Origin of the sequence: Veillonella parvula, assembly GCF_902810435.1 — a bacterium.
Classification (GTDB): Bacteria; Bacillota; Negativicutes; order Veillonellales; family Veillonellaceae; genus Veillonella.
In genome coordinates this window covers 733,535-747,453 of record NZ_LR778174.1, presented here as the reverse complement: position 1 = coordinate 747,453, position 13,919 = coordinate 733,535, and the positions used below count along the sequence as shown (strand labels likewise).

Here is a 13,919-nt window from a genome sequence, read left to right as displayed (position 1 = left end):
CCCTCCTCTCATTAAGGAATACATTCACCAAGATACGATTCTGTTAAGGATCCATCTTGTACCACATGGTGACCTCTAAGGATAACATCTCGAACCTTGCCAGTTACAGATATTCCTTCGTAAGGTATATAGTCAGCCTTTGTATGGGCGGACTCTTTTGAAAGCATATGTTCTATATGCTTATCTACAATTGTTATATCCCCATCACTACCTACAGCTAATGTACCCTTCTTGGGATACATGCCATATAGCTTTGCTGGGTTTTCACTAACTAATTTCATAAAATCTACAGCACTCATATTGCATTGGTTAACCAACACATCATAAGCAATGATGCCCCGTTCTTCGGCTCCAGGAATACCTCCAGGAATTCGGGTAAAGTCATACCGACTCTTTAATTTTTGATCATTAAAGGTAAAGCTACAATGGTCGGAACCAATGGTTTGGAATACACCATTTACTAGTGCATGCTTCAATGCCATTTGGTCTTGTATCGTTCTAAGTGGAGGACTCATCACAAATTTAACCCCTTCAAAATCAGGTAATTTATATCGTGATTCATCAAGCACCAAATACTGTGGACATGTTTCACAAGTCACTTGATGTCCTAATGCCCGCTCACGTAGAACTTCATCTACGCCTTCTTTAGAACTTACATGCACAATATGCACGGGATACTCTAATGCAGCACCAATTGTACTAAATCGCTTAATCGCTTCCGATTCAATCATGGCCGGTCTTGTGAGTGGATGATTGTCTACATCTAATTCACCACGTTTACGTTTATCTGCTACAAAGGCATCGATAAGATCACCGTTTTCACAGTGAGCCCCTACAAGCGCACCCGTTGGTTTTATAGCTTCAATAGCATCATAAATTTCTCGATCTGTTAAACGGAAGCCATACGCTAAGTACACTTTAAAGGACGATACACCAGCTTCTACAACCTTTGGTATTTCATGAGATACCTCTTCATTCATTTCTACAAGCTCCATATGGAATTTGTAGTCACAGGAGCAGCGCCCTGCGGCACGCTCCTTGTGAACTTCTAAACCTTTACAAAGGGAGCCATCCTCGGGAGAAGCAAAATTGATGATTGAAGTAGTCCCACCAAGTATAGCAGCCTTCGTACCACTATCAAAATCATCCGCAGTCGATGCTAAAGTATTGGTCATTTGAAAGTGCGTATGAGGATCTATAAATCCTGGGAATACGTAGCAACCTTTTGCATCAATTACTTTAGCCCCTTCTGGAACAGGAACGTGTTCATCGATGGCGACAATTTTGTCGCCATCAATTAATAAATCTCCGGTAAGGATTCGATCAGCTAAGACCAATTCCCCTTGTTGTATGATAATCATGATACATAGTACACATGCTCTTTACAGAAGGCATGTACAACTCCTTTCAATTCTTTAGGTAATGCATCAATGTCACATACGGCTTCTTCACCTTTGAAGCGATAACCACAGCTAGTGCCTTTGATGTAGAAACCATCATTTGTACTATCTGCTAAAGCTTCAGCATTGTGGAAGAATGTAATGCGATCCTTGTATGGTTGACAAGGTTCTACGCAATGACATGCACAGTTACCACACTCATTACAGCTTTGATCAACATGGACGATCAATTTAGCATCATTTACAGTAACGACTTCATTACATCTATTAGGACATACGCGAACACAAGCGCCACAAACTACGCGGCAGTGGTAGTCAGAGCTACGTGTACCTGGGAAAGATGGCATTGCTTCACGTTTTTTCTTCATAGCATCGCTCTTTTTGAAAATTTTGTTCTCAGCGATATCTTTAGCAAGTTCAGCGATAAGTTCTTTATGAACTTTTAAAGCAGCATTGTAATCAGTAGATTCTACTTCGTCTGCTAAGCCTTTGAAAGTATTGTAACCTTCACCTTGTAGAAGAATTGTACATACTGTTACAGGCCAAATACCACAATCAAAGATAGCTTTGATATTTTGTTTTACAGCACCACCGCTATAAGACATAGGTAAACGTTCGCCGAATTGAGCACTTAAGAGCTCAGCTACACCAATTGTTACAGGTAACAAGGATTTACCAGACATATACATTTGCTCGCCTGGCAATTCATTGTTGTGAATTTGTACAGGGAATGTATTTGTCAATTTAACACCGAAAATCTTATTGTGTTTTTCACCAAGAGCGATAAGACGCTCTAACATTGGAACAGCTTTATCGAATTGAAGGTCAACTTCAAATTGATGATCTTCAAAGTCAATGTACTCAAAACCAGCGTTATCCAATAATTCTCTAATGCGTTTTGGACCTAACAATGTAGGGTTGCATTTTAAGTATAGGTGAAGACCTTTTTCACTGATAAGGTACGAACAAATGGATTCGATTTCTTCTGCTGGGCAACCGTGCATTGTGGACAATGTAATTGCTTGGCAAAGTTCATCACTAATAGAGTTGATATAATCAGCATCAATATGCTCAAATTCATCTACATGGTCAAGACACCATTGTTTACAAGTATCCCACATTTGGGATTGAGATGCACTGCGCATTGTGTTAATGAATTTATCAACCATAGGGCTCTTGATACCAGCCAAGTTGTAGCCAACACTCATGATGAATAAGAAGCCATCTGGATCCCCTAAATCTAATTCTTTAGAGATTAATTTCAATGCGAACCAAGCTTTGATGTATTCATCAGCAGCTTCATCACAGCTATATTCAGAAGACCACTCTACGTTGTAGGCTTCGTCTACAGAGTAGATACAAGGTCTAGGAATACCTAGTTCTTCACCATACATAATTTGTACGGTTTTTAATTCGATGCAACGAGCACCAGCTACATAAGATGCCACAATGTTTTGTGCCAACTGTGTATTAGGGCCAGCTGCTGGACCTACAGGATTTTCAATAGATTTACCAAAGATAGATAAGCGTTGATCATGATTCGTACGATGAATTTTATTTACATTGTAAATACGATTGTACATCTTGTACTCAGTCATAATGTGGTTCATCAAATTTCCGAAACTTACCGGATACATAATGTCACTCATAATGTCACACTCCTTTAAAGCGTTTGCGTTATGGGTTTAGTCGTTTCCATAAACCTTTAGATGTTGCTAAAACTTCGTCCATTACTTCAGCTTTATCAATGCCTTGTAATTTACGATCAATCATGCGTGGTACACCATCACTAATAGTTGTTACCACATACATACCATTAGCACCGAATAGTAAGTGACCATTGATGTTGTTTTCATCAAGTGGTGTTGGTGCTGCGTAATCAAGAACAATTACGTCAGCTGCGGCACCTTTTTTAAGGATGCCTACCGTAGTATCGAAGAATTCATTAGCCATTTTGCGGTTGTTTTCAAATAGCATATGAGGTACTTCGCCCCAGCCTACATATGGTTTATGTTGCTCATGTTTCACGAGACAATTCGCTACTTTATAAGATTCGAGCATATCATTTGTATAACCATCTGTGCCAAGCCCAACAGTGATCCCTGCATCTAATAGTTTTAAGATATCTGTCGTGCCTACTGCATTACCCATGTTACTTTCTGGGTTATGTACGACCTTAGCTTGAGATTTTTTCAATAATGCCACATCTTCGTCAGTTACGTGTACACAGTGACCAGCGATGCTCTTAGGGCCTAAAATACCTGCCTCTACGAGGCGTCTAACAGGTGTCATGCCATACTTTTCTTTACTATCGGCCACATCTTCAGGCCCTTCTGCAACATGAACATGATAACCTAATTGATCTTCATTGTGAGCTTTCACATAGTCTAATGTATCAGAGCTTAGTGTGAAAGATGCATGCAAGCCCATCATAGCAGCAAGTCTAGATGAATCTTGCTTGGCTTCTTTACCAAAGCGTACGTTTTCTGCAACAGCGGCTTTCATCTGATCAACACCGTTACGGTCAGACACTTCGTAGCACAAGCAAGAGCGAACGCCAAATTGCTTAGCTACATCTGCAATGATGGATAAGCTGTTAGGAACTTCACCATAACTTGCGTGATGGTCAAAAATAGTAGTTACACCATTTTCGATACAGCCTAAATACGTAAGTAATGCACTTGCTTTTACATCAGGAGCGGTCAATTTATTATCTAAGTAGAACCAAAGTCCTTCCAAGATTTCACCGAAGTTAGTCGGTGCCGGACCTGGCAATGATAAACCTCGTGCAAGAGCGGAATAAATATGGTGATGTGCATTAATGAAACCTGGCATAATTAGGCCACCATGAGCATCAATGATTTCTGCATTTACATACGTTTTACATAATTCATCATATATACCAATATCAACAATTTGAGTCCCGTCGATAGCAACAGCACCATCATAAATGATAGGTCTATCAGCGTCGCGAGTAATAACAGTACCTTTTCCTAATATAATCATGTGGGCACCTCCTCAACGATTCGTTGAAATGCATACTTATAAACTTATATATTATTATAATACGATACGTGTTCCTGTTTTTCCTGCTATACCATCTTTAGATTTCTCTAATAATGTGATAATTGAAACACGGCCTTTTTTAGATTCTGCAAATGCTATAGCGGCTTCTACCTTTGGTTTCATCGAGCCTTCTGCAAACTCACCAGCTGATACATATTCTTTAGCTTGTGTAACGGTTATTTCATCAAGCCATTTTTCATTTTCTTTACCAAAGTTAATGGCAACCTTTTCAACAGCTGTTAAAATAACGAGAACATCAGCATCAATTTCTTGGGCCAATAAACTACTAGTCCAATCTTTATCAATAACAGCAGCTGCACCATGAAGTTCATTACCTTCTTTAGTTACTGGGATACCTCCCCCGCCACAAGCAACAATTAATTGTTTACCTACTAAACCTTTAATTGCTTCTAGTTCAATAATTTCTTTTGGTGCTGGAGATGCCACCACACGACGATAACCACGTCCCGCATCTTCTTTTACCACATAATCGTAATTCTTTTCTGCGTATTCAGCTTCTTCCTGAGTCATAAAGTGTCCAATTGGTTTTGTAGGATTTTGAAAAGCTGGGTCATTTTGATCAACAAGTACTTGTGTAACCATAGTCATTGTTGGCAAATCTTTTATACCACGATTTAAGAGCTCTTCGTGAAGAGCATTTTGTAAGTCATAACCAATATAAGCTTGGCTCATTGCTACACATACAGATAATGGAGTGTTTGGTTGACCTTCTACTTCACGAGTCAATGCAGCCATCGCATTGTTGATCATACCAATTTGAGGTCCATTACCATGTGTTACCACTACGTCACAATCAGCTTCTACTAAATCAATAATCGTTTTAGCTGTACTTTTTACTGCAATTTTCTGTTCTGGTAAGGAATTGCCTAATGCATTCCCCCCCAGTGCTACTACAACTCTCTTTTTCATGTTATGCCTCATAACAAACTATTAAGAATAAAAGGAGCCATCAATACGGATGGCCCCTAAACTTTACTTTACGGTTGAACTCGTTCGGTTCCCTTCCGTTCTAATTCTTTTAAGGTTTCTACAGGATTTTTAAATTTGCTAAGGAAAATCATAGCTGCAATAACATATGGTTTGTAGCTTGCTTCCTTATAAAGAGGTATGCGGTAGCGATCAAATACTGTTGCATCTACTTCGCCTTCTTCACAACTTACACCTGTAATATCTGCTGGTAAGCAATGTAAGTAAAGAGCTTTGCCGTCCTTTGTGAGACTCATCATCTCTTCCGTACATGCCCAATCTTTATGTTTACCATTTTCTTCAAGAAGAACTTTTTCTAATGCTTTAATACCTTCATGATCATTTTCACCATACAGTTTTGTACGTTTTTCCATTGCACCGAATGGAGCCCAGCTCTTAGGATATACGATGTCTGCATCTTTGAAAGCATCCTTCATGTCGTTAGTTCTACGGAATGAACCGCCGCTAGCTTCAGCTTGTTTCTTAGCGATTTCTTCAACTTCCGGCATTACTTCATACCCTTCTGGATGTGCTAATACAACTTCCATACCGAGACGAGTAAATAAACCAATAGCACCTTGAGGTACGGATAAAGGTTTACCATAAGATGGGGAGTATGCCCAAGTCATAGCAATCTTTTTGCCTTTAAGGTTTTCTACACCGCCGAATTCTTTGATGATATGAGCTGTATCAGCCATGATTTGTGTAGGATGGTCAATATCACATTGTAGGTTTACAAGTGTTGGGCGTTGCTCTAGTACACCATCTTCGTGACCTTCTTTAACTGCATCGGATACTTGATGCATATAAGCATTACCTTTACCGATATACATATCATCACGAATACCGATAACATCTGCCATAAAGGAAATCATATTAGCTGTTTCACGAACTGTTTCACCGTGAGCGATTTGAGATTTGCCTTCATCTAAATCTTGAACTTCAAGGCCTAGCAAATTACAAGCGGAAGCAAAAGAGAAACGAGTTCTTGTAGAGTTATCGCGGAATAAAGAAATGCCAAGACCGCTGTCAAATACTTTAGTGGAGATATTGCGTTCTCTAAGAGCACGCAATGCATCAGCTACTGCCCAAACACCTTTTAATTCGTCATCAGATTTTTCCCAAGTTAGGAAGAAATCTTCGCCGTACATTTTACTAACATCTAAGCCTTGTAGTGTTTCAATACTTTTATTGAAGTCTGTCATCTGTAAGTCCTCTCTTTCAATTCCCTAAAGGGCTACTTAGGATCTAACTTTATACGATGCCTCATCAAATGTTGAGGTACCATATGAAATTCTTAATATCAACTATTTTCAGTTATTTTCGTTAAAATAGATCTAATTCAATATATGTGATATTAGTCTTTGCAGTATACGGATGGTAACAATGCATATACAGCGGCACATGTTACAAGATCTTGTTTCCATGTAATTTCGTTAGGAGCATGTGCTTGTGCTTCTGCGCCAGGACCGAAGCCGATGCAAGGAATACCATTACGACCCATGATAGATACACCATTTGTGGAGAATGTCCATTTATCAGTTAATGGGCGAGCTTTACGCATTTCAACTGTATCTTCTGCACCAATACGTTCGTTGCCATATAAGCTAGTGTATGCTTCTTCCAAAGCTTCTGTTACTTTATGATCTTTAGGAATTACCCAAGTTGGGAAGTAACATTCGATTGGATATGTCAAACCAGTCCAAGATGGACGAGCGTATTCGTACATGGATACTTTCGCACCATATTCTTTAACATGTGGTAATTCTTCGATTTCTGCCAAGCAACTTTGCCAAGTTTCACCAGCAGTCATACGACGGTCCAAGGAAATAGCGCAGGAGTCAGCTACTGCACAACGGCTTGGAGAAGTATAGAAAATTTGGGAAGTAGTTACTGTACCGCGACCTAAGAAGCGAGCTTCTTCATAGTGGTCAGGGTTGAATTTTGGATCAAGCATTTTAACAAGGCCCTTAATTTTTGTGCTTTCATCAGCAGAGTTAGCATTCAATTCACGGATGTCTTGAAGTATATCTGCCATTTTATAAATTGCGTTATCACCGCGTTCAGGAGCAGAACCATGGCAAGATACGCCTTGTACATCTACACGAATTTCCATGCGACCACGTTGCCCACGATAGATACCGCCATCGGTTGGTTCTGTAGATACTACAAATTCAGGACGGATATTGCGTTCCTTAATCATGTATTCCCAGCAAAGGCCATCGCAGTCCTCTTCTTGTACGGTGCCTACAACAAGTACACGATATTTATCACTTAGAAGTCCTAAATCTTTCATAATCTTAGCGCCGTATACAGCGGATACGATACCACCCAATTGGTCAGATACGCCACGGCCACCAATTTTAGTTTCGTCTTCGAAACCATCATATGGATCAAAATCCCAATTGTCACGATTGCCAATACCAACTGTATCAATATGTCCATCAAAGGCAATGAGGGTTTTCCCTGTACCCATATATCCAAGAATATTCCCCATAGGATCTACTTCAACTTCATCAAATCCTAGGTCTTTCATCTCTTGTTCTATACGTTTTACATGATCTTTTTCTTCAGCACTTTCACCTGGGAATGCTACGATCTCACGTAAAAATTTTGTCATCGCTGGGCCATAAGTTGCCGCTGCTTGTTTAATTGCTTGTAAATCCATAATTAATGCCTCCTAACGATCTTCACCATACCACATAATATTTTTATATCTTTCAGGATCCGTATCACCTTCAGTGGAGAAACAGAGTACCTTTGAAGACGCATCTAGTTCTAACTCTTTCCGTAAATCTTCATATTCCGGCATCGTCATAAGTGCCATTACAAGGCCTAATGGAACTGCACCAGACTCACCAGTAGTAATTGGAGTATCACCTTTAATTGGTGCACCACCAACGCGCATGCCTAAACGTGCCACCCAGTCAGGCGCAGAAACGAATACATCTGCATGATTTCTCAAAATATCCCAAGAAACTGTGTTCGGTTCACCACAAGCTAAGCCTGCCATGATTGTTTCTAAATCACCCTCTACGATACGAGGTTTACCATCATCAGCTACAGCACCTTTGTATAAACAAGCTGCAGCTGCCGCTTCTACAACAATTAATTTAGGTTTTTTAGCCACATTGCTGTATAGATTAGTGAAGTAACCCACTACAGAACCGGCAAGGGAACCTACACCAGCTTGTACAAATACATGAGTAGGAACTTTACAATTATCAGCTTCTAATTGATTGGCTGTTTCCATAGCCATTGTGCCATAGCCTTGCATAATCCAGTTTGGAATTTCTTCATAACCTTCCCAGGCAGTATCTTGAACTACAACACCATTAGGAACTTCTTTAGACTTTTTAGTTGCTAAGCGTACACACTCATCGTAGTTGAAGTCTTCGATTGTTACAGTAGCGCCTTCGTTTTCGATTTGTTTTCTACGATATTCTGTAGAGCCCTTTGGCATAAATACTACAGATTTTTGACCTAATTTATTGGCTGCCCATGCTACACCTCGACCGTGGTTACCATCAGTGGCAGTAAAGAATGTAGCTTGACCAAACTCTTCTTTTAATTTTGCTGATGTTAATACATCATATGGTACATCCTCAACAGCTTTACCAGTTTGTTGCGCCACATATTTTGCCATCGCATAGGAGCCGCCTAATACCTTAAATGCATTAAGGCCAAATCGGTAGGATTCATCTTTTACAAAGAGTGCATCAACACCGATATAAGACGCTAAATTCTTAAGCGATACAAGTGGAGTAACGCTATATTGTGGAAAACTTTCATGAAACGCTTTAGCTTTCTTAACCTCTCTAATATCCATAACGGACAAAAACTTGTCACTTGATGGTGCCATTGTATTACGTTTCCACTGAATTCGTTCCATATTTGCCTCCTAGGATTCTTCCTTTACAGTATTTAAATCACTATAAAGAGTAAACTTAGAAATATTAAAATACTCTGCTATCTTCTCAGAAGACTTCGAGATAAGAAAAGCCCCTTTTTCGTTTAAATAGGTAATAGCTTTTAAGCGTTCCACCTTATTCATCAATGGTCCTGGTTTACCAACTAAACGCTCTACGTCTAGTAATAAATCATCTAATAGTTCCGATACACTCGTCGTAATTTTTTCAACAGATCCTGCATCTTCCTGACCTGTATTGACCAAACTATCCAAAAGTCGATGCATCATAACAAACTCTGTTATATCTTGGTTAATCCCCAACAAGTATGCTATACGACCTGTATCATCACGAATATACATGGTAGAAGATTTTAATATTCGACCATCTTTAGTCTTTGTGAGATAACCAAATCTGCCCTCGCTACCATCGTCATGACTCAGCACATCTAAAACCACATGCGATGGGCCATCACCAACATGTCTATTAGTTATAGTTCCATTCTCAATATATACAAGAGAAGAATTAATATCCCCTTGTAAATCATGAATCAATACTTCACAGGATGGTCCAAATTGTACCGCTAATCCATGGGCTATGACTTTTATTCGCTCTAATGTACTCATTGAAATAACCCCTCTTTCAATGTCATAGATTAACCTTTCCCGTTTAAATTACGCTAGCCCGGTTAATAGCTAATATAAAATTAACCCTAACTATTTTTGTATCAACCTAAATTTTTGTTAGGTTCTTTAACTAAATTATAGGACTATGTGTACAAAAACGCAATATAATTATGTATTAAAGTTATTTATAATTATGCGCTTATATACACAAATAGAGATAAAGATAAATAAACATTATGATTTTCATCACATTTACTTATCGATATCAAAATTTTTAATGACCTTTGCTCCATCATATCAATCATAAGTACATACAAAAAAGGCTGTAATAACGAATTATCGTCATTACAACCTTTTATTATTAACTATTAGTATTTATGTTAGTAATTAAAATCAAATTAAGCGTTTGCTAATGTTTTACCTAATTCTTGGCATTGTGCATTACCATCATCATCAGGTTCGCCCAAGATTGCTACGCCATCAGCCACTAATTCGCCACCAGCATCTTTAATTCGAGTGCCCCAGTCTTCCAACCAAGTACCACCCCAACCATAGGAGCCAAAGATCGCTATTTTTTTACCACTCAACTTGCCTTCTAGTTCAGTGTAGAATGGTTCAAATTCGCCTTCTTCTAATTGTTCTGCACCCATATCAGCACAGCCAAGAGCTAATTTTTCATAAGCGGCTGCTTCATCAACAGATACTTCAGAAACGGATTTTACTTCAACTTCTTGACCTGCAGCTTTAATACCTTCAGCTACTTCATAAGCCATGCGTTCTGTATTGCCTGTACCGGACCAAAAAATTACACCAATCATCTTGTACCTCCTAGGCCGTTCTTGCGACCAATGAACTAAATGTTTTTCCCAACATCAATTGAGTTTGACAAAATTCACGACATGCTTTGTAACACAAGAAAGAGCGTTGCGCATTTACCACATCATGGTAAACCTTCCACTCTCCGCACATTCGGTATCCCCCACCACGATAAGAAATAAAACATTTCACATCCTTTAATGGGTAACCTAGAAAAATGCCGATTTCATGTGGAAACTCAATGCTTACTTCCATACGATATCTAAGATGTTCGAGCATCTCCATAATGCTCATTCGATCATGATAACCGTAGGCTTTCAAAAATAACATCACCGCAGGTTGCCGTACATAGTCTCTTAATTGCTTCTCACGGAATACCAATAATAGTCTTCGCGCTTTACAACGACATAATTCAAAGAAGAACAATCCTTTTTCATTGAACGCTTTATTATACTCTATCAATACAAATTGGATTTGTTCATTCATGTCCCGTGGAATAGAAACCAAGTTCGATAGCTTAATACCTCGAATTGCCGGTGCACAATGATATCCAATGATATGGTCAATTGAATTCATCATAATAGTACCTGCCTGTTGCACATCGTTAGAATTTCCTCTAATGAGAATAATTCCTATAGGCTCATAGTACTCTTGATGAGAAAAATTGTCAAGAATAATTGATATATATTTTCAATAATTATTAATTATTTGGTATGTAATAAACCTTTAACTTTAGGGAATACAACACTATCATTAGCTTCGTCAACAGCAATTAAATGAGCATTTGGTCCTGTATATTTATCTTCAGAAATACTAATATGTAATATCTCATTATAAGAATTATTATTAGCTATACTTTTATATTTCAATGTGCCTTTATAGGCATTGCCTTGTTTTGCTAATGGATTTATTACCGTGAAAGTACCAAGTACAGGGCTATCGCCATTGTTAATAGCAGCTGCTAATGCTCCAAGAGATGAAGAATCTGTATTCATATGCTTTGCTTCACTCATACGACTAGATAATTGTTTTCCTAACACAACATTAGCATAAACAGCATATTGCATTTCATTCTCGTTTTTAATATTTAATGTATATACATCTGCAGAAGACGCGCCCGCCTCAAGAAGTACGGACTTAATATCTTTTTTGCCCTCCCCAGCAAACAACGCTTTAGGATTATTTTGATACATAGTAACGCCTTCAGGCAATTTAACACCTTGATATGTTACAGTTTGACTTCTATTTAAAATGGACTTAATGTTCGCTGCGGAACCCATAGCAGGCATAGATACCAACACAGCCGCTACCGTAGCAAGTAGTACTATTTTTTTCATTTTTCTCCTCATGAAAGCATTAATATAATGCGTTATGCTATTTTTTTTGTGCCTTAGCCCAACTATCGCGTAAACCAACAATACGGTTCACTACAATATGGTCTGAAGTACTGTCTTTATCAGTAACAAAGTAACCTTGACGCAAGAATTGGAAATGATCCCCTGGTACAGTTGTAGCAAGGCATGCTTCCCCTTTACTCTTGAATACTTGTAAAGACTCATGATTAAAATCACCTAAGAAGTCCTTACCATCAGAATCTTCTTTTAGCAAGTAATCGTACAAGCGGGATTCAATATCTACTGCAGTAGACGCTTCAACCCAATGTAATGTGCCCTTAACCTTACGTGTACAACCGCTACCGCTCTTAGTTTCAGGATCATATGTACAGTGAATTTCTGTAATATTACCATTTTCATCTTTAATAACATCAGTGCATGTAATGAAGTAAGCTCCTTTCAAGCGTACTTCTTTGCCTGGTGCTAAGCGGAAAAATTTCTTAACTGGTTCTTCCATAAAGTCACTGCGTTCGATATAGATTTCACGGCCAAATACAACTTCACGATTACCAAGTTCTTCATTTTCAGGATTATTTTCAACTGTACAAAGTTCTGTTTTGCCTTCTGGATAATTTGTAATAATAACCTTTACAGGATCCACAACAACCATAGGACGCTTAGCTTTAAGTTTCAAGTCCTCTCGAATACAGAACTCAAGCAAAGCAATATCTACAACGCTATCCGCCTTCGCTACACCAATGCGCTCACAGAAATCACGAATAGATTCCGGTGTATAACCACGGCGGCGTAAACCTGAGATTGTCGGCATACGAGGATCATCCCAACCAGATACAAGTCCAGCTTCAACAAGAGCACGCAATTTACGTTTGGACATAACCATTTTAGTTACATTCAAGCGAGCAAACTCAATTTGTTGTGGAATTTCAGTATCATCCCATTCCTCTAACACCCAATCATATAATGGCCGGTGAACTTCAAATTCCAATGTACAAATAGAATGCGTAATGCGTTCAATAGCATCTTCAATAGGATGGGCAAAATCATACATAGGGTAAATTTTCCACTCATTACCCGTATTATGATGCTCTGTATTTACAATACGATAAATAACAGGATCACGCATTACGATATTAGGATGCGCCATATCGATTTTTGCACGCAATACCTTTTCCCCATCTTTATACTTGCCAGCCTTCATTTCTTCGAAGAGTGCCAAGTTTTCTTCTACACTACGCTCACGGTATGAACTATTGACACCAGGAGTAGAGAAATCGCCGCGATTTTGTTTAATTTCATCTGCAGTTTGATCATCTACATAAGCCTTGCCAAGGGTGATTAATTTCTTAGCATACTCATACATTTGGTCAAAATAATCAGATGCATAGCGTGGTTGTTCATTCCAATCAAATCCAAGCCATTTAACGTCTTCCATGATGGAGTTTACATATTCGACATCTTCTTTTACAGGATTTGTATCATCAAAGCGAAGATTTGTTAAGCCATTGTATTGTTTACCAATACCAAAGTTGAGGCAAATAGATTTAGCATGTCCAATATGCAAGTAACCATTTGGTTCTGGTGGAAAGCGAGTCAATACACGGCCACCGTATTTGCCAGTTTCGTTATCTTTGTTGATAATAGCTTCAATAAAGTTAACAGATACAACTTCTTCAGGAGCTACATCTTTTTCAATGTCTTTATGTTCCAACGTTCTTACCTCCATAGGAAAAATATTCTTTTATTTTACCATATTTTGTATAA

At 38.6% G+C, this 13,919-nt stretch carries 12 protein-coding genes; all 12 read right to left on the bottom strand.

Going from position 1 to position 13,919, the window contains the following annotated elements:
• Positions 1-11 precede the first annotated feature (11 nt).
• Positions 12-1,361 (bottom strand): dihydropyrimidinase, encoded by a 1,350-nt coding sequence (gene hydA, locus FNLLGLLA_RS03270; protein WP_077708588.1) that lies wholly within the window; start codon positions 1,359-1,361, stop codon positions 12-14.
• Positions 1,358-3,049, bottom strand: coding sequence for a selenate reductase (locus tag FNLLGLLA_RS03265; protein WP_077708589.1), 1,692 nt, complete (start codon positions 3,047-3,049; stop codon positions 1,358-1,360). Before FNLLGLLA_RS03265 ends, hydA begins: the two co-directional genes overlap by 4 nt.
• Positions 3,050-3,077: 28 nt before the next feature.
• On the bottom strand, positions 3,078-4,406 hold the full coding sequence (ssnA, locus tag FNLLGLLA_RS03260; protein WP_077708590.1) for a putative aminohydrolase SsnA: 1,329 nt from the start codon (positions 4,404-4,406) through the stop codon (positions 3,078-3,080).
• 54 nt (positions 4,407-4,460) lie between these two features.
• Positions 4,461-5,396, bottom strand: coding sequence for a carbamate kinase (arcC, locus tag FNLLGLLA_RS03255; RefSeq protein WP_004696535.1), 936 nt, complete (start codon positions 5,394-5,396; stop codon positions 4,461-4,463).
• A 68-nt stretch (positions 5,397-5,464) separates the two neighbouring features.
• Complete coding sequence (gene ygeW, locus FNLLGLLA_RS03250; protein ID WP_004698646.1) at positions 5,465-6,658, bottom strand: knotted carbamoyltransferase YgeW; 1,194 nt, start codon at positions 6,656-6,658, stop codon at positions 5,465-5,467.
• A 152-nt stretch (positions 6,659-6,810) separates the two neighbouring features.
• Positions 6,811-8,121, bottom strand: a complete 1,311-nt coding sequence (locus FNLLGLLA_RS03245; RefSeq protein ID WP_004698551.1) for a YgeY family selenium metabolism-linked hydrolase — start codon at positions 8,119-8,121, stop codon at positions 6,811-6,813.
• 12 nt (positions 8,122-8,133) lie between these two features.
• Positions 8,134-9,345, bottom strand: a complete 1,212-nt coding sequence (gene dpaL / locus FNLLGLLA_RS03240; RefSeq protein WP_174892254.1) for a diaminopropionate ammonia-lyase — start codon at positions 9,343-9,345, stop codon at positions 8,134-8,136.
• 9 nt (positions 9,346-9,354) lie between these two features.
• Complete coding sequence (locus FNLLGLLA_RS03235; RefSeq protein WP_004698662.1) at positions 9,355-9,987, bottom strand: helix-turn-helix transcriptional regulator; 633 nt, start codon at positions 9,985-9,987, stop codon at positions 9,355-9,357.
• A 398-nt stretch (positions 9,988-10,385) separates the two neighbouring features.
• The gene (locus FNLLGLLA_RS03230; protein ID WP_004696544.1) at positions 10,386-10,805 is read right to left on the bottom strand and encodes a flavodoxin; all 420 of its coding nucleotides are present in this window, start codon (positions 10,803-10,805) and stop codon (positions 10,386-10,388) included.
• Positions 10,806-10,815: 10 nt separating this feature from the next.
• Positions 10,816-11,403 carry a DUF3793 family protein gene (locus FNLLGLLA_RS03225; protein ID WP_008714331.1) on the bottom strand — a complete coding sequence of 196 codons (588 nt, stop codon included), beginning with the start codon at positions 11,401-11,403 and terminating at the stop codon, positions 10,816-10,818.
• Positions 11,404-11,507: 104 nt separating this feature from the next.
• Positions 11,508-12,140, bottom strand: a complete 633-nt coding sequence (locus FNLLGLLA_RS03220) for a hypothetical protein (RefSeq protein ID WP_077708592.1) — start codon at positions 12,138-12,140, stop codon at positions 11,508-11,510.
• Between the two features lie 37 nt (positions 12,141-12,177).
• Complete coding sequence (locus FNLLGLLA_RS03215) at positions 12,178-13,866, bottom strand: glutamine--tRNA ligase/YqeY domain fusion protein (RefSeq protein ID WP_156697644.1); 1,689 nt, start codon at positions 13,864-13,866, stop codon at positions 12,178-12,180.
• Positions 13,867-13,919: the final 53 nt, after the last annotated feature.

What these genes read in the sequence shown, in the direction of transcription:
- hydA (WP_077708588.1), bottom strand. Translation starts at nt 1,361, where the DNA reads ATGATTATCATACAACAAGGGGAATTGGTCTTAGCTGATCGAATCCTT.
- FNLLGLLA_RS03265 (WP_077708589.1), bottom strand. Translation starts at nt 3,049, where the DNA reads ATGAGTGACATTATGTATCCGGTAAGTTTCGGAAATTTGATGAACCAC.
- ssnA (WP_077708590.1), bottom strand. Translation starts at nt 4,406, where the DNA reads ATGATTATATTAGGAAAAGGTACTGTTATTACTCGCGACGCTGATAGA.
- arcC (WP_004696535.1), bottom strand. Translation starts at nt 5,396, where the DNA reads ATGAAAAAGAGAGTTGTAGTAGCACTGGGGGGGAATGCATTAGGCAAT.
- ygeW (WP_004698646.1), bottom strand. Translation starts at nt 6,658, where the DNA reads ATGACAGACTTCAATAAAAGTATTGAAACACTACAAGGCTTAGATGTT.
- FNLLGLLA_RS03245 (WP_004698551.1), bottom strand. Translation starts at nt 8,121, where the DNA reads ATGGATTTACAAGCAATTAAACAAGCAGCGGCAACTTATGGCCCAGCG.
- dpaL (WP_174892254.1), bottom strand. Translation starts at nt 9,345, where the DNA reads ATGGAACGAATTCAGTGGAAACGTAATACAATGGCACCATCAAGTGAC.
- FNLLGLLA_RS03235 (WP_004698662.1), bottom strand. Translation starts at nt 9,987, where the DNA reads ATGAGTACATTAGAGCGAATAAAAGTCATAGCCCATGGATTAGCGGTA.
- FNLLGLLA_RS03230 (WP_004696544.1), bottom strand. Translation starts at nt 10,805, where the DNA reads ATGATTGGTGTAATTTTTTGGTCCGGTACAGGCAATACAGAACGCATG.
- FNLLGLLA_RS03220 (WP_077708592.1), bottom strand. Translation starts at nt 12,140, where the DNA reads ATGAAAAAAATAGTACTACTTGCTACGGTAGCGGCTGTGTTGGTATCT.